The 22192-nt window shown below is 44.7% G+C and carries 18 protein-coding genes and 1 tRNA gene; 10 read left to right on the plus strand and 9 right to left on the minus strand.

Going from position 1 to position 22192, the window contains the following annotated elements:
* The first annotated feature begins 37 nt into the window (after positions 1-37).
* Positions 38-322, plus strand: a complete 285-nt coding sequence (locus tag ABMY42_RS07325; RefSeq protein ID WP_005444637.1) for a DUF1315 family protein — start codon at positions 38-40, stop codon at positions 320-322.
* 72 nt (positions 323-394) lie between these two features.
* Here ABMY42_RS07325 and ansA read toward each other — a convergent pair whose 3' ends face one another.
* Together ansA and sppA are read right to left on the minus strand one after the other, a co-directional pair.
* Positions 395-1408, minus strand: coding sequence for an asparaginase (gene ansA, locus ABMY42_RS07330; protein WP_005444639.1), 1014 nt, complete (start codon positions 1406-1408; stop codon positions 395-397).
* Between the two features lie 112 nt (positions 1409-1520).
* A complete protein-coding gene (gene sppA, locus ABMY42_RS07335) occupies positions 1521-3371 on the minus strand; it encodes a signal peptide peptidase SppA (RefSeq protein WP_005444641.1) in 1851 nt (616 codons plus the stop codon).
* A gap of 226 nt (positions 3372-3597) precedes the next feature.
* Between sppA and ABMY42_RS07340 the strand changes: the two genes are divergently transcribed.
* The 3 genes from ABMY42_RS07340 to ABMY42_RS07350 all read left to right on the plus strand — a co-directional run bounded on the left by ABMY42_RS07340 (position 3598) and on the right by ABMY42_RS07350 (position 8390).
* Positions 3598-5610: an NADPH-dependent 2,4-dienoyl-CoA reductase gene (locus ABMY42_RS07340; RefSeq protein WP_009698533.1), complete on the plus strand. Its 2013-nt coding sequence runs from the start codon at positions 3598-3600 to the stop codon at positions 5608-5610.
* 163 nt (positions 5611-5773) lie between these two features.
* The gene (locus ABMY42_RS07345; RefSeq protein WP_005444644.1) at positions 5774-6322 is read left to right on the plus strand and encodes an NAD(P)H nitroreductase; all 549 of its coding nucleotides are present in this window, start codon (positions 5774-5776) and stop codon (positions 6320-6322) included.
* Positions 6323-6425: 103 nt separating this feature from the next.
* Complete coding sequence (locus tag ABMY42_RS07350; RefSeq protein WP_017817824.1) at positions 6426-8390, plus strand: DNA topoisomerase III; 1965 nt, start codon at positions 6426-6428, stop codon at positions 8388-8390.
* Between the two features lie 353 nt (positions 8391-8743).
* Here ABMY42_RS07350 and ABMY42_RS07355 read toward each other — a convergent pair whose 3' ends face one another.
* Entirely contained in the window at positions 8744-8950 is a 207-nt protein-coding gene (locus tag ABMY42_RS07355) for a hypothetical protein (RefSeq protein ID WP_005444646.1), read from the minus strand.
* Positions 8951-9101: 151 nt separating this feature from the next.
* Positions 9102-9791: an SDR family oxidoreductase gene (locus ABMY42_RS07360; RefSeq protein WP_069687405.1), complete on the minus strand. Its 690-nt coding sequence runs from the start codon at positions 9789-9791 to the stop codon at positions 9102-9104.
* 281 nt (positions 9792-10072) lie between these two features.
* On the opposite strand from ABMY42_RS07360, the gene ABMY42_RS07365 reads away from it, so the two are divergent.
* Together ABMY42_RS07365 and ABMY42_RS07370 are read left to right on the plus strand one after the other, a co-directional pair.
* Positions 10073-10996: a histone deacetylase gene (locus ABMY42_RS07365; RefSeq protein ID WP_017189346.1), complete on the plus strand. Its 924-nt coding sequence runs from the start codon at positions 10073-10075 to the stop codon at positions 10994-10996.
* A gap of 109 nt (positions 10997-11105) precedes the next feature.
* Positions 11106-11264, plus strand: coding sequence for a hypothetical protein (locus ABMY42_RS07370; RefSeq protein WP_005444649.1), 159 nt, complete (start codon positions 11106-11108; stop codon positions 11262-11264).
* Positions 11265-11817: 553 nt separating this feature from the next.
* Here ABMY42_RS07370 and ABMY42_RS07375 read toward each other — a convergent pair.
* The 3 genes from ABMY42_RS07375 to ABMY42_RS07385 all read right to left on the minus strand — a co-directional run bounded on the left by ABMY42_RS07375 (position 11818) and on the right by ABMY42_RS07385 (position 14106).
* Positions 11818-11908 (minus strand) — tRNA-Ser (locus tag ABMY42_RS07375).
* 139 nt (positions 11909-12047) lie between these two features.
* Complete coding sequence (locus ABMY42_RS07380; RefSeq protein ID WP_272759731.1) at positions 12048-13856, minus strand: DUF3413 domain-containing protein; 1809 nt, start codon at positions 13854-13856, stop codon at positions 12048-12050.
* Between the two features lie 22 nt (positions 13857-13878).
* Positions 13879-14106: a YejL family protein gene (locus tag ABMY42_RS07385; protein WP_005444651.1), complete on the minus strand. Its 228-nt coding sequence runs from the start codon at positions 14104-14106 to the stop codon at positions 13879-13881.
* Positions 14107-14191: 85 nt separating this feature from the next.
* Between ABMY42_RS07385 and yejK the strand changes: the two genes are divergently transcribed.
* The 3 genes from yejK to ABMY42_RS07400 all read left to right on the plus strand — a co-directional run bounded on the left by yejK (position 14192) and on the right by ABMY42_RS07400 (position 17923).
* A complete protein-coding gene (yejK, locus tag ABMY42_RS07390) occupies positions 14192-15190 on the plus strand; it encodes a nucleoid-associated protein YejK (RefSeq protein WP_005444652.1) in 999 nt (332 codons plus the stop codon).
* 108 nt (positions 15191-15298) lie between these two features.
* The gene (locus ABMY42_RS07395; RefSeq protein WP_349266164.1) at positions 15299-16648 is read left to right on the plus strand and encodes an Hpt domain-containing protein; all 1350 of its coding nucleotides are present in this window, start codon (positions 15299-15301) and stop codon (positions 16646-16648) included.
* A gap of 111 nt (positions 16649-16759) precedes the next feature.
* Complete coding sequence (locus ABMY42_RS07400) at positions 16760-17923, plus strand: hypothetical protein (protein ID WP_038898603.1); 1164 nt, start codon at positions 16760-16762, stop codon at positions 17921-17923.
* An 84-nt stretch (positions 17924-18007) separates the two neighbouring features.
* On the opposite strand, the gene nhaC is transcribed toward ABMY42_RS07400, so the two are convergent.
* A complete protein-coding gene (nhaC, locus tag ABMY42_RS07405; RefSeq protein ID WP_005444657.1) occupies positions 18008-19444 on the minus strand; it encodes a Na+/H+ antiporter NhaC in 1437 nt (478 codons plus the stop codon).
* Positions 19445-19881: 437 nt separating this feature from the next.
* Between nhaC and asd the strand changes: the two genes are divergently transcribed.
* Positions 19882-20997: an aspartate-semialdehyde dehydrogenase gene (gene asd / locus ABMY42_RS07410; RefSeq protein WP_005444658.1), complete on the plus strand. Its 1116-nt coding sequence runs from the start codon at positions 19882-19884 to the stop codon at positions 20995-20997.
* A gap of 322 nt (positions 20998-21319) precedes the next feature.
* On the opposite strand, the gene ABMY42_RS07415 is transcribed toward asd, so the two are convergent.
* Positions 21320-22168 carry an ion transporter gene (locus tag ABMY42_RS07415; protein WP_005444660.1) on the minus strand — a complete coding sequence of 283 codons (849 nt, stop codon included), beginning with the start codon at positions 22166-22168 and terminating at the stop codon, positions 21320-21322.
* Positions 22169-22192 lie beyond the last annotated feature (24 nt).

A 22192-nucleotide genomic window follows, 5' to 3' on the forward strand; every position in this document is an offset into this window, starting at 1 on the left:
TATGTTCTGTAAATAGAATGTAATAAGAAGGTACATTATGGACGCAGAACAATTATTAGATGCGATAACTCCAGAAGTCTATGATCGATTGGTTTACGCAGTAGAAACAGGTAGATGGCCCGAGGGTACACCACTTTCTCAAGAGCAGCGAGACTCATGTATGCAAGCTGTGATGTTGTATCAATCAAAACATAATACTGAAGCTCAACATATGACGGTTGCCGCTGGTGGTGAAATCAGCTTTAAGTCCAAGCAAGAATTGAAAAAACAGTTTAAACAAGAAGAGAGTGACATCGTTCGAGTTAATCCAAACCTCAACTGATTCACCTTTTAGATGTAAAAAGCCCAATCATTTCGATTGGGCTTTTTCGTGTTCGGTGGAGTCATGAACGTGTTATAGACTCATTTCACCTCGAAGCACTTCTTGCATCTTCAGTTTGATCTCTTCATACGACAAGTTTTGGCTTAGAAGATAGTGAAGTTTCGCAAGTGCCGCTTCTGGTGTCATATCAAAGCCGCTGATCACGCCAGAATCTGCCAGGGCACAACCTGTCGCATAGCCGCCCATGTTCACTTTACCTGCCAAACATTGAGTCAGGTTTACGACGATCACTCCACGTTCTGAGGCTTCTTTTAAATGGCCAAGTAGCTCAGGGTTTTGTGGTGCGTTACCTACACCGAACGTCAACAGGATCATAGCGTTAACTGGTTGGCGTAGCGTGTTCCGGATTACTTCGTGTGAAATGCCAGGGTACATGGTGATCACACCAATTGGCTGTGGCGTGATGTTGTGTACTTTGAACTCACCTTCTGGTTTTGCACCAACCGTAACATTGTTACTGATTTGGATATTGATCCCTGCTTCCAAAAGCGGTGGCAGGTTAGGTGAAGTAAAGGCATTGAATCCATCTGCGTGAGATTTGGTACTACGGTTACCACGCATCAACTGGTTGTTGAAGAACAGTGTTACTTCGTTGATTGGGTAGTTGGCCGCAATGTGCAGGGCATTAAGGAGGTTTGCTTGTCCGTCTGAGCGTAGCTCAGCCAACGGAATCTGTGAGCCTGTCACGATAACGGGCTTACCTAAATTTTCCAACATGAAAGACAAGGCTGAAGCGGTGTATGCCATGGTGTCAGTACCATGCAAAATCACAAAACCATCATATTTTTCGTAGTTGTCACGGATGTCGTCTGCGATTTGCTGCCAGTCAGCAGGCGTCATATCTGAAGAGTCGATCAGTGGTTCGTACTCGTGGATAGTGTATTCCGGCATTTCTGGACGGTGGAACTCGGGCATACTGGCTAGTTGCTTTTCCATAAAGCCAGCCACAGGCACGTAGCCGTGATCCGATTTTTGCATACCGATGGTGCCACCGGTGTAAGCGATGTAGATATGTTTTCTAGTCATCGTTCTACTTTACTTCATGTAGGGGAACAGTGGCGGGGATTATAGCGAAATGAAACCTAATAAAAAGGGGCATCTCGCACAGAGACGCCCCTTTTTGGCTAAGCTAGGAAAGCTATTGCACTTGGCAGTTCAAACAGAACGCATATTGACCTTTTGGATCGTTAAAGCTTTGCAGCATGCTTGCGTCTTGCTCAAATTGTTGAGCGACAGGTTGAAGGCTCTTTGGTAAAAACGCAGTCGCGTCGATACCGAGAGATACTTTGACCTGATTCATAAACTCTTGGATCAGTTGTTCTGTTGGCGATAGTGGCTCTTCGACCCAGTAGATATCGTAGTTGTCGACTTCTGCTAATTTCGCAGCCAGTTCTACCGCATCATCGAAGTCACCCATTTGGTCCACCAAGCCGAATGACATTGCGTCTTGACCTGTCCAAACTCGACCTTGCGCCACTTTGTCGACGTCTTCCACAGACATATCACGGTTGGACCCCACCAGTGAAATAAAGCGCTTGTAACCGTGCTCAATGCCAAGCTGGAATGCTTGAGACGCACCTTCAGACAATCCCGTTGTGATACCGTCACCTGAGAATGGTGAAGTGCCTACGCCATCGGTGCTGATACCAAGTTTAGTGAAGCCTTTTTCAAATGTAGTGATCACACTGAAGATACCAATTGAGCCTGTCAGTGTTGTTGGTTGAGCAACGATCTTGTCTGCGCTCATTGAGATCCAGTAACCACCTGAAGCTGCAAGGCTAGACATAGATACGACCACAGGTTTACCTGCTTCTTTAAGCGCTTCCACTTCATTACGGATCACTTCTGAAGCAAATGCACTACCGCCAGGGCTGTCCACTCGAAGTACGACTGCTTTTACCTTGTCGTCATTACGAGCTTGGCGCAGTAGGCTTGCAACCGTATCGCCACCAACCGTGCCACGTGGTTGCTGACCATCCATAATCGCACCGCTCGCGACGACAACAGCAATGTCATTTTCAGACGGCATTAAGTTAGGGCGCATGGTCGCTAGGTAATCGTAGTAACCAATTGCGTTGTAACTGTCCTTGCCATCACTACCAAATTCTTTTGCGAATAACTTTCGAACGTCTTGACGCGTTGCAAGTTCATCTACTAGACCCATTTTCACAGCAAGTTGTGCAAGATCACCATCAACGGATTTCATTTCAGCAAGGAGCTCATCCATTGTTGGGTTTAGTACTTTTGCATCAATGTTACGGTTAGTCGCAACGTCATCGACAAAGGCACTCCAAAGTTGCGTTATCCAGCGTGTTGCTGATTCTTTCGCTGCATCAGACATATCGTCACGGATGAAGGGCTCAATTGCGGATTTGTAGGTACCAACACGGAATACGTGTGTTGATACGTCTAGCTTCTCTAACAAGGTTTTGTAGTACATTGAGTAAGAGCTGTAACCCTTGATCAACACGCCACCATCAGGTGCTAGGAACACTTTATCTGCATAACTTGCCAGGTAGTATTGGCTCTGGTTGTAGAAGTCCCCGACGGCATAGACAGGCTTGCCTGACGTTTTAAATTCGTTCAACGCTTTGGCGATGTAGCGAAGCTTGGTCAGGTTGGTTTCCGGCATATCGCGTAAAGCTAGGACTAAGCCAGAAACTTTCGGATCGTCTTTGGCGTAACGAATGGTATCGACGATATCGAAGAGTACGTTTTCTTTCGGAATTTCGTTACCTAGGATTGAACCTGCGACGGAGTCCATCGGATTAACATAACGGCGCTGCTCGACGATAGGACCAGAAAGGTTCATCACAAGAGCCGATTCTTTTTCAACAGTAGGTTGACCTTCACCAGTGTATGTAAAAGCAAAGTAAAAGACGGCAATCATCACTAGGAAGATCAAATTTGCCAGAGCAAGTCTGACAAAGGTAATGGCTTTCCATATTCCCTTAAATATCAGACCAATAAATTGGAAGATTTTTTTCATCTTGTCTCCATAACGAGATAGTCATTCCCTAATAGTACAAAGTATGGGGTCTTATCTCTAAGATCTCAAAAGATAACAATTTTTTTAGCTTATCACGCTCATTCAACAATTGGCATAGTTTAGCGCGAGATTGACGTGTGTTGCAAAAATGTAAACGCTTGTTTGATTTTTTGGTTTTTGCGGCGTACTGTGGTCAGACCACAACAATAAAAATGGATGTTTAGTGATGTCTGCCATGTACCCAAATTTGTTAAAACCATTGGACTTAGGTTTTACACAGCTACGAAACCGCGTCTTGATGGGATCAATGCACACCGGTTTAGAAGAACACAAAGAAGGACTACAAAAGCTTGCGGCGTTCTATGAAGAGCGTGCGAAGGGCGGTGTAGGTCTTATCGTGACGGGTGGTTTTTCTCCAAACTTACGTGGTCGACTACACCCTTTGAGTGCCGAGTTTAGTAAGCCGAAACACGCTAAGGCACACCAGGTTGTGACAGAAGCCGTACATAAACATGGTGGCAAAATCGCTTTGCAAATTCTTCATGCCGGACGTTATGCGATGCACCCATTCGCGCAAAGTGCTTCGGGAATCAAAGCTCCGATCGCAAAATTTGCACCTAGTGAAATGAGCGAACGTCAGATCAAAAAGACCATCGACGCTTTTGCTAACAGTGCTGAATTGGCACAGCTTGCGGGTTACGATGGCGTGGAACTGATGGGCTCTGAAGGTTATTTGATTAACCAGTTTTTATGTAAGCGCACCAACATGCGTTATGACGAGTGGGGCGGCAGCTACAAAAAACGCATGCGTTTCCCGGTTGAAATTGTCAAAGCGGTGCGCAAAGCGGTTGGTGAAAAGTTCATTATTATTTTCCGACTCTCTATGCTTGATTTGGTTGAGCAAGGCAGCACCTTTGATGATGTGATTGAACTGGCAAAGGCACTAGAAGAAGCGGGTGTAACCATCATCAATACTGGTATCGGTTGGCACGAGGCTCGTATCCCAACGATTGCGACTCAAGTTCCGCGAGGTGCGTTTACTTGGGTTACTGAAAAAGTCAAACCTCACGTTTCGGTTCCTATTATTACTTGTAACCGAATCAATACCCCTGACGAAGCTGAACGTATTCTCTCTTCTGGACACGCTGATATGGTATCAATGGCGCGACCTTTCTTAGCTGATCCTTACTTTGTCGCTAAGGCTGAACAAGAGAAGTCCCAATTGATTAATACTTGCATTGGTTGCAACCAAGCGTGTCTGGATAACGTATTTAAAGGCAAGCGAGCGAGCTGTTTGGTCAATCCGCTCGCCTGTTATGAAACAGAAATTGTCGTAGAGCCCGCATTCAAGAAGAAAAACATTGCAGTTATTGGGGCGGGTCCTGCCGGTCTTGCGTGTGCTACTACATTGGCTGAGCGTGGACACAAAGTGGATCTGTTTGAGAAAAATGACCGCATTGGAGGGCAGTTCCGCTTAGCGATGCAAATCCCGGGCAAAGAAGAATTCCGTGAAACGATTCGTTACTTTGCAAATCGCATTGAGGAAACGGGCGTTAACCTTCACCTAGAAACAGAAGCTAACTATGACTTATTGACCGAATACGATGAAGTGGTGATGGCTTCGGGTGTAGAACCTCGTAAAGTTAAAATTGATGGCATCGATAATCCAGAAAAAGTGATCGACTATCAAACACTCATTCGAGATAAAACTCCTGTAGGCGAGAAAGTTGCCATTGTTGGTGCTGGTGGTATTGGTGTCGATGTAGCCACCATGCTCACTGAACCAGTTGGTCAGACGCTGGATGATTGGCTACACGAATGGGGAATCGACAAAGAGATGTCTCAACCGGGCGGTTTATACCCTTATCCCGATGCTGTTAGTGATAAAGAAGTATGGGTTCTACAACGTCGTAAAGGTCGTGTCGGGAAAGGTCCGGGTAAAACTACGGGTTGGATTCATAAACGCACATTAGAGAAACGCGGTGTTCACTTATATGGTGGCGTGTCTTACGACAAGATAGATGATACTGGTTTGCACATTCATGTGAATGGCAAAGAACAATTGTTAGCTGCAGATAAAGTGGTGATTTGTGCCGGGCAAGAGTCGGTTCGTCCATTTGAAGACAAGTGGCACGAGCTTGGTGAAAAACTGCATATTATTGGCGGCGCAGATCATGCAGGAGAACTTGATGCGGTGCGCGCTATCCGTCAAGGCGTCAAACTTGCTGTAAAACTGTAGTTATCTGTGACGGATCTTTTTCATTCTTAACCTTTTGTGGCTGCGCCTTGTGCGCAGCTTTTTTTATGGTTTTAAACCCTATAAAACAGAGTGTTATTTGCCAAAGTGGATTATGCTAAAGTGAACGCGTAAAAATAATAACTCACCTAATAAGGACTTGTTCATGGAAGCTCTCGATCTTTTGCTCAACCGCCGTTCTATTGCCAAGTTGTCTGAGCCTGCACCAGAAGGGCAAGCTCTAGAAAATATCATTCGTGCAGGTCTGCGAGCGCCAGATCACGCAGGATTGACGCCTTGGCGTTTTGTTATTGCTCAAGGGGATGGTCTTAAAAAGTTGTCAGATATCCTTGTGAGAGCAGCAGAAGCTGAAAACAGCGAAGACGCGGTGATAGAAAAAGTGAAAAACGCGCCTTTTCGCGCGCCTATGGTTATCACTGTGATTGCTAAAGTGACAGAACACGAAAAAGTCCCAGAACTGGAACAATATCTGTCTGCAGGTTGTGCGGTGCAAGCGATGCAAATGGCGGCGGTTGCCCAAGGTTTCCAAGGCTTTTGGCGTTCAGGAAAGTGGATGTTCCATCCAGAAGTACATCAAGCGTTTGGTCTTGAAGGCAAAGACCAAATCGTAGGCTTCCTGTATTTAGGCACCCCTGGTTGTACGCCAATGAAAGTGCCAGAGCGTGAACTGTCTCAATTCGTTGAGTTTCAATAATCTAGAATCGTGACCTTATCACTGTTCATCTGTACAGTTTTTCTTGATTTGTTAGGGGGACATTAGATAATGTCCCCCTCATTGTTTTGATTTTCTGAACTTTATGTCTCGTCTGTTTATTGCTGAAAAACCAAGTCTAGGTCGCGCTATAGCGGCTGCGTTGCCAAATCCTCAAAAGAAAGATCAAGGCTTTATCCGCTGTGGAAACGGCGATGTCGTAACTTGGTGTATTGGTCACCTGTTAGAGCAAGTAGAACCTGACGCTTATGACGAACGGTATAAGAAATGGAATCTGGCTGATTTACCGATTGTTCCACAGCAATGGCAACTGAGACCGAGGAAGAGTGCCAGTAAACAACTCACAGTGATCCGTAAACTTCTCAAAGAGGCTACGGAGGTCATTCATGCAGGAGACCCTGATCGAGAAGGGCAACTGTTAGTGGATGAGGTTCTGGACTATTGCAAACTCTCCAAAACCAAAAAAGAAGCCACTCAACGATTGTTGATTTCGGACTTGAACTTGCCTGCAGTAAAACGAGCCTTAAGCTCGATGCGCAGTAACCGCGACTTTATTCCTCTTTCTGTTTCTGCTTTGGCGCGTTCTCGAGCCGATTGGCTTTACGGAATGAACATGTCGCGTGCTTACACTTTGCTGGGCCAAAAAGCGGGCTATCAAGGTGTTTTGTCAGTAGGGCGGGTGCAAACTCCAGTGTTAGGTCTGGTGGTGCGTCGTGACGAAGAAATCGAGAACTTTGTGCCGAAAGACTACTTCACGCTGCATGCTTTAATTCCATATCAAGATCAAAATGGTTCGTTTGATATACGTGCGCGTTGGAAACCTAGTGAGGCGTGTAAACCATGGCAAGACGAAGAGGGGCGCGTTCTGAGTAGAAAGCTCGTAGAGAACGTGGCGAATCGCATTGCCAATCAGCCCGCCAAAGTGACCGAATCAGAACAAAAGCAAACCAAGCAATCGGCTCCGCTTCCCTATTCACTATCTGCGTTACAAATCGATGCTGCTAAACGTTATGGGATGAGCGCACAACAAGTACTAGATACCTGTCAGGCTCTCTATGAAAAACATAAGTTGATCACTTACCCGCGTTCGGATTGTCGTTACTTGCCTATGGAGCATTACGCACAAGCGGGTTCTGTTACCTCTGCTATCTCCAACAATGCCAAAGAGCTACAAAGTGCGGTGCAAGGTGCGGATTTGTCAATTAAGTCCAAAGCGTGGAACGACAAAAAAGTTGATGCTCACCACGCAATTATCCCAACGCCTAAACAAGCAAATGTGAACGCGTTGTCAGGTAATGAGATGAAGGTGTATCAACTCATTGCACGTCAATATTTAATGCAATTCTATCCAGCTGCCATTTACGCAGAAGCGAAGCTTGTATTTGATATCGCTGGTGGCACGTTTATCGCTAAAGGTCGCCAGTTGGTTTCTCCGGGGTGGAAAGCACTCATGGGGAAAACGGACAAAGAGGACGAGGGCATCGATGCTGTACCGCCATTACAAGAAGGTACGGTACTGACGTGTCGGGAAGGGGAAATTAAAGACCGTAAGACAGAACCTCCAAAGCATTTTACTGAAGCGACATTGCTGCAAGCGATGACTGGGATTGCGCGTTACGTAGCAGACAAAGAACTGAAGAAGATCTTACGCGATACAGACGGTTTGGGAACAGAAGCGACCAGAGCCGGTATTTTAGACACCTTGTTTAAGCGCCAACTTTTAACGCGTCAGGGAAAGTCGATTTTAAGCTCACCAGCAGGTCGTGGTTTGATCCATGCTTTGCCGATGGACTCGACTTATCCCGATATGACAGCACATTGGGAACACCAATTGCAGGGTATGGCAGAGCGAAATCAAGCTTATCAACCTTTTATGCAGGCGTTAGAGCAACGTATCGATGGTTTGATGGGCGAGGTGAAGTCCGGTCCTATTCCAGATTCTTTACGTCACCTTCCTAAAGTCGAGCGTCCTGCATTTAAACGCAAGAAGCGCAGCTATTCCAAAAAGAGCACATCAAAGTCGAGTACAGGCAAACGTATACCCAAGTGACTTCAAGATGCAGGATTCAGAGCGTTGTCATTGATTCGAGGTCAAGGAAAACAACGCAGCGTAATAGCCAGCTCTTTCCAAGTTGTTTGACGTAGCCATTTGTTTGACTAAAAAAGCGAGTCAAAGACACGCTCCCAAAGGGCACTCTTTGCAAATATAAGGGTCTTGGCTTGTATACTTTGTTGCCGATTCTTGATTTAGACCCACTAAACCTTTAAATCGCCGTCGCGTCTACAAACCAAGTCATTCTCGCTGAACCTAGCATCTCGAGGTTACTTAGGTAGAAAGTGTCTAAATAATCAATAAGCGAAGCGGCACCTGGAGTGCCGCTTTTTATCATTTATGGATCGCTGCTAATCAAATAGCTCCCCATTACTTTGTATCGCACCGCGCACATCATCTTGCGTTAAAACACGCTTTCCTAAATCTTGCTTTACTTGTCGTCCCAAGTCGACAAGCGTGTCTCGGTTCGCTTGAGTTTGACGTTTACCTGCACTTCTCAAGCAGTAATTGAGTTCATGATCTTCACTGAAATTGACCAGATCTTTATCTGCAGCCATGGTTACTCTCCTTAGTGGTCGATATCCTCACTAAGTCTGGATAGGAATGAGTGAAATTCAAGTAAAGTGATGAGATAAAGAAGGGGGGATAGAAAGATCACGACACGATTAGATTGTCGTGACCCAACTTTAATCTATTGATTGCGAAAGATTACCAAGGAAGCATGGTTCCGTCGTAGTTGATGAACTGACCAGAGTTTTCCTGCGAGCTTTGCTCTATTACTTTTGCAAGACCTGCTGCGGAGGTTTGAGTATCGATAAGGGCGTTTGGTCCGCCCATTGCTGTTTGTACCCAGCCTGGGTGTAGGGCGAGTACGGTAAAACCTTCTCCTGTTAAATCATTACTTAAGCTTTTTACTACTGAGTTTAGTGCAGCTTTAGAAGAGCGATAGATGTAACCACCTCCAGAGGTATTTTCTGTCATGCTGCCAACTTTAGAAGAGATACATGCGATCTTCTTAGTTATCCCTTTTTTCATTACAGGATAGAAGCTCTCGACAAGCTTTAAGGGCGCGATCGTATTTATCTCGAATACTTGACGCCATTCATCAACGTCTGTATTTCCAAAACCATAACCTTTCGGCCCGTAATACCCAGCATTGTTGATCAGCAGATCGATAGCAGGGAGTTGGTTAGCTAACTCAGTAACATCGTCGTAATTGGTGACGTCTAACTCATGCAAAGTTAACGTGTCATAGTTTGATGCTAACGCTTGCAGATCTTTGCTTTCTGCTAGATTGCGACTGGTCGCATGTACGTGAGCACCTTGTTGTAAATACAGTGTTGTTAGGCTCAAGCCTATGCCGCGATTTGCTCCGGTGATAAAGACTGTCTGACTCATGGGTGTGCCTATCTGTGTGATTCAATTAGGTGATATAGAAGTAAGATCATTGTGTTAGCTCAGAGCAATAAAATCAACCAGCCACCAAGCTCCAACCATCATTGACATGAAAAGCGATATCGCGCAAAAAGAGCCAAAGAAAGCGCCAAGGATCGTATATAACGTTTTGTTCATAATGAAAGGAAATTAATTGATATTGAAAATCATTATCAATTAATTTCCTTTTTAATCAACTCTTGGAGTTGGTACTATTTCACAATGATTGTTGAAAAGAATGTCTCATGTTGCCACTGATCTATCATCCCATCTACTCACAACTGGAACTGCCGGAAGGTCACCGTTATCCAATTATGAAGTACCAATACCTTTATCAAGCGGTGAAGGACAAGTTGGTTCAACAAGATTGGGGACAACATATCGAATTTTCCCAACCTCAACCGCTTAACGTGGATGAGATCAAGCTGGTTCATAGTGGGGAGTATGTGGATTTGCTTGTTAGTGGCGATATGCCGGCAGCTAAAATGCGTCGAATAGGATTTCCTTGGAGTGAGACCTTAGTCTCGCGGACGCTTATGTCGACAGCGGGCACCGTTTTGACTGCAGAAAAGGCATTAGAGCACGGTGTCGCGATTCACCTTAGCGGTGGCTACCATCATGCGCATAAAGATTTTGGAAGTGGTTTTTGTCTATTCAATGATTTGGTGATCGCGGCAAAACACATGCTGGAGACAGAGCACGTAGACAAAGTGCTTATTATTGATAGCGATGTGCACCACGGTGATGGTACTGCAACTTTATGTGCAGACGAGCTTGATATCATCACCCTGTCTTTCCATTGTGATAAGAACTTTCCCGCGAGGAAACCGGATTCAGATCTCGACGTTCCGTTGAGCCGAGGAACCAGTGACGATACTTTCTTAATGACGTTTAAAGAAGTGGTTGAAATGGCGCTCAACCTGCACCGCCCGGATATGGTTATCTATGATGCGGGTGTAGATATACATACCGACGATGAACTTGGTTATTTTGACGTATCCACGCAAGGGATATATGAACGAGACCGTTTCATAATGCAGTTGATGAAAGATAAAGGGATTCCTGTTGCCGCTGTTGTTGGTGGTGGGTATCGAAGTAATCACTCAGATTTAGTACCCATTCACATGCAGCTTATCAATGCCGCAGAAAGCGTATATAAACCACGATAGTAGAACCAATGATTGTGAAAGGTGAGGCACTGATGTCTCACCTTTTTTATTGTGGCAAGCCTAAGACCTATACTTAAGGTGAGTATTGTCAAAAAAGAGGCGGCAGCGTATGGATTTTACGGAAAAGCTGCGTTTGCGGGAGAAAGCAATCGAAGACCTATATTTTGCAGAAGTTGATAAAAAGTTAATCGAAGCTTTGCATGAAAAGCAAAATCAAGAAGGGTTAACCAAGTCGCGGGAATGCGATGAAGACGACATCAATAATTAACGGGTTTTACACTTGATTGGGGTGTTAAGATGGGAATCCTTTCCCTTTTTATTTTCCTAGCCTTTGACGTTGTCTAAGCAACAAATAGATGGATTTAGCACATGCCAGAAAGAGAGTCCTGTCATTTGCCGAGATGAATATTAGGTTAGCTGTAACCTTAGCAACAGTTATAAACACCTTATAATTCGCCTAATAATAAATGTAAGTCATTCTCAAGGTACACCTACACTTCAGGTTGTGGGCTTTTTTCTTATCAGTTGAGGAGTGATAAATGTTTGGAGTAGTGGCACTCTTTTTGATTCGCATCGCAACGAACATTTCTAAGAGTGGCTACGTATCGAGGTTGTACTCAACTAGGGATTTAGAAACCCCGTAATTCTCCGAGCGCTAAAATGATAAAAGCTCGTTGATTTCTCGACGAGCTTTTTAAATGTGGCTGAGTGCGGGGACGCCTAGTCCGGGGGTGCGCTCAACTAGGGATTTAGAAATCCCGTAATTCTCCGAGCGCTAAAACGACGAAAGCCCGCTGATTTCTCAACGGGCTTTCTAAATGTGGCGGAGAGATAGGGATTTGAACCCTAGATACGCTATTAACGTATGCCGGTTTTCAAGACCGGTGCTTTCAACCACTCAGCCATCTCTCCGTTGTTGAGGCGCATAATATAAGGCTTTGAAAATCTTGTAAACCCTAAAATGAATCGTTTGGACGTTTAGTGCACGATTTTGTGTTGTTTGTGGAGAAAAGAATCAAAAAAGCTCTCCGGGTGGAGAGCTTTTGTTCAATTAATTGCTTTTAGAATAGAAGCGTTGAAGCTCTGTCAAACCTTGCATTAGAACAGGCAGTTTAGGCGATGTTTCGCGCAAACGCTTGTAATTGTCATCGTACAGCTTGTAGTTACCAAACTTATCGATAACGGTCGTTTGAGAGCCGGTGATCAGTGCGATTTCACGTGTATCGCCGGCTAAGATCCAACGACGGCGACTTTCATCAAACAAATTACGCCCGCTGCTGTAATCGTATGGGTTTGAAGATACGCCCAGCATGTCTTGCAACAGTGTCACTGACAAGTCTAAGTGGCTTGTACTGTGGGTAAATTCCGCTGGTAGCATACCTGGCCAATGGATAACCATAGGCACTTGCAGTTGATATCTGCTGTAGTTGCTGTTTGCGCCCCAACTGTTGGTATTGGTTTCGTTGAACTCGCTACCATGGTTTGAGGTAATAACCACAATCGTGTTTGCAAGCAGTTGCTTTTCTTCTAGGTCTGCGATGATCTTCGCAACTGTTTTATCAGCCGATTTTACCGCTTGCTCGTAAGCTTGCTTGAATCGCTCGCTAGCAGGGAGCTCTTCATTTGCTGCCATCGTTTCTGATTCGAAGTTATCAACGGTTGTCACTTCAATGAAGCTAAACCAAGGCTGCTGGGCTTGCTCTGTTAGCCATGTGTTCCAAGCAGAAATAGATTGTGGATCGGTATGAGCTTGGCTTCCATCGAGTGAGTTTGCCAAGTTTAAGCCGCGGAAGATAACTTCAGAATACAAGTCTTCTTCAAAGCCATTGCCACTGAATAAACCAAAGCTATAACCCTGATCTTTCAGTACATCTAGCATAACTGGTGCGCTACCTTGAGCTTTGATACTACTTGCGTAGCTACTCGGTAAACCATAGAACAACCCAAATGCACCGTATGTATCATTGCTCGAACTGTAATGATTAACAAAGTTTTGATTGTCTTGTGCGAACTGGTACAAGTTCGGCATTTCGTCTTGATTCAATGCGTCGGCACGTAAGTTGTTCACGCTGATCATCAGCACGTTTAACTTGTTAACACGACGATTGAATTCTAGCTTCTCTAGTGGGTAGCTTACTAAATCAATATTACCTTGGTTCTCAGCTAAGCGTTTTAGGTACTCTTCGCGGTCAAGAAGACCGTGTTTTTCCATAAAGCTCTTCGCCGTCATAGGGTATGACAGTGGGAAGTTAGAGCGTTGGCTGGTAATAGGATTGTAGAAGTAAGCATCAGCCCAGATGTAAACCAAATGGCTTGCGATGAAGCTTAAGAAGAACACGGCGGCCAATGGTCGACCAACGTGTTTATGAGAAAGTTTGCGCTGTTTACGCCATACCCATTCAGATAAAGCGAGTTGAACAAGGAAGATCAGCGGCATCACAACAAATAAATGTTGGAGATCTGAGCTGAGTGCGCTTTTATCTTCGCTAAACAACAACTCCCAAACCACAGGGTTTAGGTGCAGATTAATTGATTGATACGCTTGAGTATCAATCAGCAGCACGGTTTGACCAACCGTAGCAAATATCACTGCCACCAAACGGAAGAGTTTCCTAGATGGCAGGACAAACGTCAGCGGAAATAGAACCAATAAGTACAGAGCAAAAACAAGAAAACCAAAATGCCCCACCCACGAAACCGCCAAATAGAATTGACCCATCAGGGTTTCTGGCCAAGGCGATTGAACGATATAGCGTGTACCTATCAACATCGAAGCGACGATGTTGAAGAATGCAAACCAATGCCCCCAACCTACTAGTCGGGATACGCGTTCGCCGTATGAGTTTCCGCTGTCTACCATGTACTTGTTCTATTATCCGTTTTTAGTGTGATTTTGGCGCTTCAAGAGAAGACATCAGTGCCTGAGCAAATTTTTCAGCAATAACTTTGCGTTGTGAAGCAGCAACTTGTTGATTTAAGACATTGGTTGCGATATTTCCGGCAATCATTAGCGTCAACTCAGGAGAAGCAGCGTGTTTTTCAAGAACAGCACCCACTTCAGCAAGAATTTTCTCTACTTGTTCGTCAGTATATTTAGATGTAATCGGCATAAAGACTCTAATAATGATAGTAAAAGCGGCTTATGATAACCTACAATGCCCAACAACTTAAACCTTGTAGCAAGATAAAATCACTATGAGCCTTCATCTTTCAAACGTTATTCTGCATCAATTGTGCAAAAACGATCAGGACGAACTGGTTGTTAAACTTCGCCCGGCGTCGTTAGAAAACGATACCTCAACAGAAAACCTTGTCGCGGAACTGCATCGCGTATTCCATTCTAAAGCAGGAAAAGGCTTCGGCTCTTTCCAATCAGACAGCGAATTTCAGTTTTGGCTTCAAGAAATGCGCAAAGGAGAGAGAGATTTTTATGATTTCTCACAAATTAGTGCAAATCGCTTGAAAGAAGAGTTGATCAAGTACCCATTTGCTGACGAAGGTATCTTAGTCTTTGCTGAGTATCAAAGCTTGGCTACGGATTATTTATTTATTGGTATCTTACCAATGAACCAAAGCCTAAAAGTGACAGAAGGCTTAGATATCGATGCTACGGATTATTTAGACATCACTAAGATGGATATCGCGGCACGCATCGATCTATCGAGTTATGACACTGATCGTGATTCAAACCGTTACCTTTCTTACATCAAAGGTCGCGTAGGTCGTAAAGTGGCAGACTTCTTCTTGGATTTCTTGCAAGCGGATGTTGGTTTAGACACTAAACAGCAAAACCAAGTGCTGATGCAGGCGGTGGAAGATTTCTGTGCCGATTCTAAGTTAGAAAAGCAAGAAGCGAACGAATACAAAAAGCAGGTTTACAATTACTGTAACGAGCAAATTAAATCAGGCGACGAGGTGCAAATCTCTGAACTGTCTGGTGAGCTTCCTCCTAGCCAAGATGGTACTAGCTTTATGGATTTCACCAAAGAGCAAGGTTACGAGTTGGAAGAGTCATTCCCAGGCGACCGTTCTACAGTGCGTAAACTGACTAAGTACGTTGGTGCTGGTGGCGGCTTAAATATTAGTTTTGATAGCCTGTTGCTGGGTGAGCGTATTTTCTACGATCCAGAGACAGACACGCTTACGATTAAAGGCACACCGCCAAACTTGAAAGATCAGTTGAGCCGTAATTAATTGAAAGAAGAGAGCATTGTGCTCTCTTTTTTTATGTGAAGTGTGCACACTAAAAGCGCAATTCATGGTATATGCTTGTTATTAATAGAGATAATTGAGGAATGGGCGTTGCTGCAATTCAAAGAGGGAATAAAACAAGCAATCTGGTTTTTGTTTGCGGTATGGTGTGCCTTTGCCGTGGGTATTTGGCTGCAAGCTCAACAAACCATACGTACGATTTCAACCGTTGATGAACTCAGCGGCAAGGTTGATGAAGTGCGTCATATCTTTAACTTTGAGCTGCCTTATCGTGCTCAGCACGTTGACCAAGTCTCTCTCAAACTTCAGCTTGTTTATGCAGTTCGTTTGCAATTGCAGAGCGAGTACTCTGACCGCTGGGGTGGTCCGGACTTAACGCAACTGCTTTATTCAACTGATCGCTTTCTTGAAGGCGCGAGAACATTTATCGGTAGCGATAGTGAGCTAGTCGCTCTGGCTGACCAACTCCATAATAGCCGAGAGTCAGCCAGTAACTCTGAGCAACTGAGAACCATGTACTATCGCTTAGGTGCTTTGGTCTTAGAAGCTATGTTTAGCGATGCAGCGACAAGCTCAGATACTTACCAAGAGCTTGATTCTCTTTTTACCGAATCACAAAAGCTAGAGCATAAAGAGCAAGGGGCATTCCAACGTCGATTGGCTCAAACGTCAAGCGTGCTTGCCGCTCATGCTCAAGGCAGCCACCTCGCTAGCCAATTGCTTAACCCTGAATTTTCTAATCAGTTTGCCTCTGTCATTAACTCCCTTGAACAAAAGCTGATGTTTTACATCTCCTTTTTAGTGTTAGTAAGTGGTTCCTTACTCGCGGTGGTTTCTTGGGCTCTGTTCTACAAGGAAACTCCAGTCTTAGATGCTCCAATTCAACCTTGTGAAAAAACGGATACACCAATGAAGCCGAACCCATCTGAAGTGATTTTGCCGACAGAGAAGCAAGTTACCGAGCCAAGTGGTGAGGAGCGCATGCCAGTGGATGTGGTAAAACCAACCACACCTCTAGAAGAAGAGAATGACGATGCATCTTCTTTAGCCGCGAGTGTGAGCGTGGAGACGGATGAGCCTTATATCGATATAGAGAAAATGCTTGATTCGCTCTCTGGTGATGAAGAGTCTGTGCGTATGTTGTTAGAGGTTTTCATACAAGATCATTCTGAAGATGGTACGAAGCTAAGAACATTGATAGCTGAGGGTAAGGATGAAGAACACGCTCAGCGTATCGCCCATAGCTTGAAGGGAGTGTCAGGCAGCATTGGGGCGATGCCTCTACACTATATATCTGGGGATATCGAATCTTTAATTAAACAAGGTCAGGAAGTCGTTACAGGCAAGCTGGATATGTTGGAAGATACCCTGAAGAAAACGACACTTTTTGCTGAGGCAGTTCTTAATAGTGAAAACATTCGAGAAGTGCTAACAGATTGATATTCCTCTGACTTAAAATAGTAGAGATTCAGGTATTAAGGGGCGCTTGCGAACCTTATGCTTTAGTTCGTCACTGTTCCTGTCCTACACCATTTGATCATAGGTAATTTCATGTTCATCCGCCGACTGTCTTCTTGGTTGATAGCCTGTCTGGTTTTAAGCCTTTCGGGATGCTCTCTCTTAGAAGTAAAAATCGATAGTCAAACTGTACCGCTCACCAAACAAGAGCTAAACATGCGCATTATGACGCGTGAATACGCTCAGCAGTTCTTTGCTCAAGTGGAGCAAGCTGCCGATGTGCTCCAAGACAACTACGAGCCTAACGATAAAGTAAACCAATCTTATATTTTACTTTGGAAAATCAATGCGGAAGAAGGGCTTCAAGCTGCCGCTTACCAAGTCTCGCCAATGGCGGCGCTGATTGACACGTGGGTATTTACTCACCAAATGGACCAGTTCTTCAGTGTCGGTGCAGGGAAAGATCTATTCACTACCGGGGAAGCACAACAAGTGTCTGCTCACTTAGCCAAGGAAGTCGATAAGCTTGCACAATCTTTGTTGAAAAAAGACGTGTACTCGAAAACCAAAGTGTTTGTGGCTGACTTTGTTGAGAAATACCCATTCGCGGATTTGAGTATGATCCGTACACCAGCTTATCGAGCTTGGTTACAAGCGAATCAGATCAGTGAGGAAGAAGCTGTAACGACATTGGGTACGATGCCTGAGGCTATCGGTGATGTGTCTGATCGTTTGAGCTTAGTGTCTGAACAAACACCAAAAATCATGACGTGGAAAGCGCAGTTGCTCGCACTCAATAGCTCAGCAAGTATCGAACAAGTAAATGCAGCGCTAAACAGCTTGAAGGTTACTTCTGAGTCGTTGAAAGACTTTATCGATAATAACCCAGAGTATATGCGTAACTTGGCACAGCAAATGGCAGTGCAGTTGCAGCCACTTGTTGAAGATATCGACCAGAAAACAGAAGAGCGCTTGGTTCAGTTGAGTGAAGAGCGACAAGCACTAGAAAAAATGGTGGCGAGAGAACGCCAAGAGATTGCTCAAATTATTACAAACGAAAGAGAGAAGTTTGCGCAAGACCTCGACCACGTTTCGCAAGAGGTTGTGAACCTTGCAATGGATAAACTGATCGAACTGGTGAAGAGCACCATCATCTACTTCATTTTGTTCATCCTAGTGATCTTCTTTGCTCCTCTTGTTTTGGGCTACGCCTTAGGTAAACGTTCAGCGGTAAGAGCAGGTACCAAATCTGCCTGATTAGCCGGAGCTTAGCCAAACGACAAACATAAAAAAGGACCGAATCGTCGGTCCTTTTTCTATTCTATTGAAAGTTAGAACTATTTAAGCCGTTTGCTGCTTTAGTTCACCTTCTGCTTGTTCTTCTGTTGCTGGTGCTGTTGGTTCGCATTTATCGACAAACCAACCCATGTACGACGTGAAGATAGTGACGATAATACACACGAAGCTCAACCACATGAATGGCGCGTAAGACAATGTTGCCACACCCAGAATACTCGCCATGTAGATGCCGTTATCACTCCAAGGCACCATACCTGACGTTAACGTACCACCGAACTCGGCGTTACGAGATAGGTTTTTACGTTTGTAGCCAAGGCGATCGTAGTTTTTCGCACAGATTTTTGGTGTCAGAATCAGTGATACGTACATCGCCGAGCCGAATACGTTACCCATGAAAGCTGTACCAATGGTGCTTGTGGCCAGAGAACCCGCACTTTGAACACGTCGCTCGAACAGTTTCGCAATTGTCTCAAGCACGCCCACCTTATCTAGCAAGCCACCAAAACCAAGACCAAATACGATAACTGCAACAGAACCTAGCATAGAAGACATACCGCCTCGGTTCAGAATCGAGTCAATGAAATCCACACCCGAAGAAATTGCAAATGGTGCCCAAGCGGTATTGAATGCCGTTAGGAAGTCTACATCCTGAATCATTACTGCCCAGATAATACCTAGTAGTGAACCGAAGCTGATCACAGGGAAAGAAGGCATGCGCATAGCGAGTAGAGCCAATACGATAATGACTGGAACAAAAGAATAAGGCGTAATGAAAAATTGTTGTTCCATAGCCTGAATTACTGAGTCCACTTGGCTCATATCCACTTTACCTGCGAAGTGGAAGCCAAATGCAGTAAACATAATACCCGTAATGATGTAACTGATCAGGGCAATAGGCAGCATCCCTTTGATGTGCTCTACGACTTCTACGTTTGACATTGAAGAAGCAAGAATCACGGAATCAGAAAGTGGAGACATTTTGTCGCCAAAGTAACAACCTGATAAAACCGCGCCAGCTGTAATTGGTGCTGGAACCCCAAGACCTTGACCAATTCCCATCATGGCAATACCAGCAGTACCTGCCGCACCCCAAGAAGTGCCTGTTGCTAACGCAGTCAAAGAACAGATGATCATTGTCGCTAACAAGAAGATAGAAGGGTGAATGGCTTTTAAGCCGTAGTAGATGATGGTTGGTACGATACCACCAGAGATCCAAGTACCGACTAAGGCACCTACAGCAAGAAGGATCAGCACGGCACCTAAACCATTAGAAATCCCGTTTAGTGCTGCTTTTTCAAGGTCTTTGTATTGGTGACCTAATCTTAGACCCAATAACATGATAATGAACCAACCAATGTACAGCGCAAGCTGGATTGGAAGGTCTAATTTGGCAGTAAATGAAAATGCCAAAAGAAGAAACAAACCTAGTGAGATAAATACCTGTATCAGACTAGGAAGACGTGTTGTAACTTGCTTCATATGTGCCTCTGTCGTTCATGGAGCAATAGAGGAAGGCCGCTCCCTGTTTTAATCGCGCATAACATACATTAACAAAAATTATATTTCGAACATTTGGTGCTTTATCTTGACTTTCATCCGATAAAACGTTTGCTTGTGAAATTAATAACTAAAAAACTTTAAGTTTAATAGTTTGAAATGTTTTGTGATGTAAAAAATATGTGCTGCAAATGTTGTTTTCTCACTGAGTGGTAAGACCATGTAGCGCAGTGTTGGCAGTTTTCTCGGTAGGTTTTAGTGCTCAACCGATAAGAAAAGAGAAGAAAATACCTTGGATTATAAAAATTCGCGGTAAACGTTAAAAAAGTTGTGTTTATTTGCAAATTAGGGCTTGAGATTTTGTGTCGAAAATTGAACTATGGAGAAAGTTTCAAAAATATACATGGAGAGTTAGTGCGATGAGAGTAGGTTTAGTTGGTTGGCGTGGCATGGTGGGTTCAGTCCTAATGCAACGTATGGTTGAAGAGAAAGATTTCGATTTGATCGAGCCAGTTTTCTACAGTACGTCTCAAATAGGTATCCCAGCTCCAAACTTAGGTAAAGAAGCTGGTTTACTTCAAGATGCGTTCGATATTGACAGTTTAAAACAACTTGATGCAGTGATTACGTGTCAAGGTGGTGGTTATACAGAGAAAGTTTATCCAGCGCTTCGTCAAGCTGGCTGGAAAGGTTACTGGATCGATGCTGCTTCGACACTTCGTATGGTCGACGACTCTATCATTACGCTGGACCCCGTTAACCTGAAACAAATTCAACAAGGCATTCACGGTGGTACAAACACGTTTGTTGGTGGTAACTGTACCGTTAGCTTGATGCTTATGGGTCTTGGCGGTCTGTTTGAGAAAGGTCTTGTCGAGTGGACGAGTGCGATGACGTACCAGGCGGCATCTGGTGCAGGCGCGCAAAACATGCGTGAGCTGATTTCTCAGATGGGCGTAATCAACGACTCAGTAAGCTCTGAACTAGCAAATCCAGCGAGTTCAATTCTCGATATCGATAAAAAAGTTGCCGACACCATGCGCGGCTCTTCATTCCCAACCGATAAGTTTGGTGTGCCACTAGCTGGCTCTTTGATTCCTTGGATCGACGTCAAGCGCGACAACGGTCAAAGTAAAGAAGAGTGGAAAGCGGGTGTAGAAGCGAACAAGATCCTTGGTTTCCAAAATGCACCAGTGCCAATTGATGGTACGTGTGTTCGTATCGGTGCAATGCGTAGTCACTCTCAAGCACTGACTATCAAGCTTAAGCAAAATGTGCCAATGGATGAAATCGAAGAAATCATCGCAACGCACAACGACTGGGTAAAAGTGATTCCGAATGACCGCGACATCACGGCTCAAGAACTTACGCCTGCGAAAGTAACAGGTACCCTGTCAATCCCTGTTGGTCGTCTACGTAAGATGGCAATGGGCGATGACTTCCTAAATGCGTTCACTGTCGGTGACCAGCTATTATGGGGTGCAGCAGAGCCATTACGCCGTACTCTACGCATCATTCTTGCTGAGAAAGCGTAAAAGAACGAACACTGCGTTTCTTGAGAGCCAAAAGCTATATAAAAGCCGATGTGAATTCATCGGCTTTTTTGATCGTAAGTCTGGAGTACGGAACGGGCTGTACTTTGCGAAAGTTCTTTATTAAGAGAGACAAATAGAGGGGCTGGCACCCTCGTTCTTGAGAGTGAGAGTGAGAGTGAGAGTGAGAGATATTGTTCTCCAAACTAACGCCGCGTCATTCCCGAAAGCGACGAAGGAGCGCAGTCGGGAATCTCTTGTTGGAGGCATCACGCCCTGAGACTCGGGATCGCTCCACTTTAGGCATCGAAAGCCGATTCCTGTTCTATTCTTCCTCGTCCGCACTCACGACGCGATTATCAGGATCTGCTAGTTCACTGCCACAATGCTTACAGTGCATCGCATCTGAATCATGACCAGAGCGATTACAATTCGGGCACTTTACTAATTGTTTGTGCGCATTCATCTCATTACTGAGTTCTGCAGTGATAATGCCGGTTGGGACCGCAAGTATCGAATAACCGAGCAGCATAGTTAATGATGCGATGGCTTTCCCAAGGTGAGTTTGCGGCACCATGTCGCCATACCCAACAGTGGTAATCGTTACGATCGCCCAGTAGATGCTTTTAGGAATACTCGTAAAGCCGTTGTGCGGACCTTCAATAACGAAAATCAGTGCGCCGAAAATGGTGACCAGAATACCTACGGTGCTAAAGAAGATAAGAATCTTACGACGCGCCATCAATAGAGAGCGCAGCAATATGTTGGAATCTTGTAGGTAGCGCACCAATTTCAAGATGCGGAAGATACGCATGACACGTAGTAATCGCACTACACCCATAAACGAAGCACCAGGGAAGAAGATCGCTAAATAGGTCGGCAGAATCGCTAACAGATCAACTACACCATAAAAGCTGGTGGCGTAAGACTTAGGTTTTGGAGAGCAGTACAGTCTTAATAAATACTCAATAGTGAATAGGGCTGTGAAGGTGTATTCGATGTAACGCAGTTCTCGCGACCATTCAGTCATTACCGATGGCAGTGATTCTAGAATCAAAACCACGAGAGAAGTAATGATCGCAATAATCAGTGCGATATCGAAGGCACGCCCAGCACGTGTATGAGTACCGAAAATAATGACGTATAAATGATGCTTGAAAGACTTGCGAGGCATGATGTTGCACTGTCAGCGTTAAAA

Origin of the sequence: Vibrio sp. SSH13-20 (assembly GCF_040104475.1) — a bacterium.
In the GTDB taxonomy this organism is placed as follows: Bacteria; Pseudomonadota; Gammaproteobacteria; order Enterobacterales; family Vibrionaceae; genus Vibrio; species Vibrio harveyi.

What these genes read in the sequence shown, in the direction of transcription:
- ABMY42_RS07325 (WP_005444637.1), top strand. Translation starts at nt 38, where the DNA reads ATGGACGCAGAACAATTATTAGATGCGATAACTCCAGAAGTCTATGAT.
- ansA (WP_005444639.1), bottom strand. Translation starts at nt 1,408, where the DNA reads ATGACTAGAAAACATATCTACATCGCTTACACCGGTGGCACCATCGGT.
- sppA (WP_005444641.1), bottom strand. Translation starts at nt 3,371, where the DNA reads ATGAAAAAAATCTTCCAATTTATTGGTCTGATATTTAAGGGAATATGG.
- ABMY42_RS07340 (WP_009698533.1), top strand. Translation starts at nt 3,598, where the DNA reads ATGTCTGCCATGTACCCAAATTTGTTAAAACCATTGGACTTAGGTTTT.
- ABMY42_RS07345 (WP_005444644.1), top strand. Translation starts at nt 5,774, where the DNA reads ATGGAAGCTCTCGATCTTTTGCTCAACCGCCGTTCTATTGCCAAGTTG.
- ABMY42_RS07350 (WP_017817824.1), top strand. Translation starts at nt 6,426, where the DNA reads ATGTCTCGTCTGTTTATTGCTGAAAAACCAAGTCTAGGTCGCGCTATA.
- ABMY42_RS07355 (WP_005444646.1), bottom strand. Translation starts at nt 8,950, where the DNA reads ATGGCTGCAGATAAAGATCTGGTCAATTTCAGTGAAGATCATGAACTC.
- ABMY42_RS07360 (WP_069687405.1), bottom strand. Translation starts at nt 9,791, where the DNA reads ATGAGTCAGACAGTCTTTATCACCGGAGCAAATCGCGGCATAGGCTTG.
- ABMY42_RS07365 (WP_017189346.1), top strand. Translation starts at nt 10,073, where the DNA reads ATGTTGCCACTGATCTATCATCCCATCTACTCACAACTGGAACTGCCG.
- ABMY42_RS07370 (WP_005444649.1), top strand. Translation starts at nt 11,106, where the DNA reads ATGGATTTTACGGAAAAGCTGCGTTTGCGGGAGAAAGCAATCGAAGAC.
- ABMY42_RS07380 (WP_272759731.1), bottom strand. Translation starts at nt 13,856, where the DNA reads ATGGTAGACAGCGGAAACTCATACGGCGAACGCGTATCCCGACTAGTA.
- ABMY42_RS07385 (WP_005444651.1), bottom strand. Translation starts at nt 14,106, where the DNA reads ATGCCGATTACATCTAAATATACTGACGAACAAGTAGAGAAAATTCTT.
- yejK (WP_005444652.1), top strand. Translation starts at nt 14,192, where the DNA reads ATGAGCCTTCATCTTTCAAACGTTATTCTGCATCAATTGTGCAAAAAC.
- ABMY42_RS07400 (WP_038898603.1), top strand. Translation starts at nt 16,760, where the DNA reads ATGTTCATCCGCCGACTGTCTTCTTGGTTGATAGCCTGTCTGGTTTTA.
- nhaC (WP_005444657.1), bottom strand. Translation starts at nt 19,444, where the DNA reads ATGAAGCAAGTTACAACACGTCTTCCTAGTCTGATACAGGTATTTATC.
- asd (WP_005444658.1), top strand. Translation starts at nt 19,882, where the DNA reads ATGAGAGTAGGTTTAGTTGGTTGGCGTGGCATGGTGGGTTCAGTCCTA.
- ABMY42_RS07415 (WP_005444660.1), bottom strand. Translation starts at nt 22,168, where the DNA reads ATGCCTCGCAAGTCTTTCAAGCATCATTTATACGTCATTATTTTCGGT.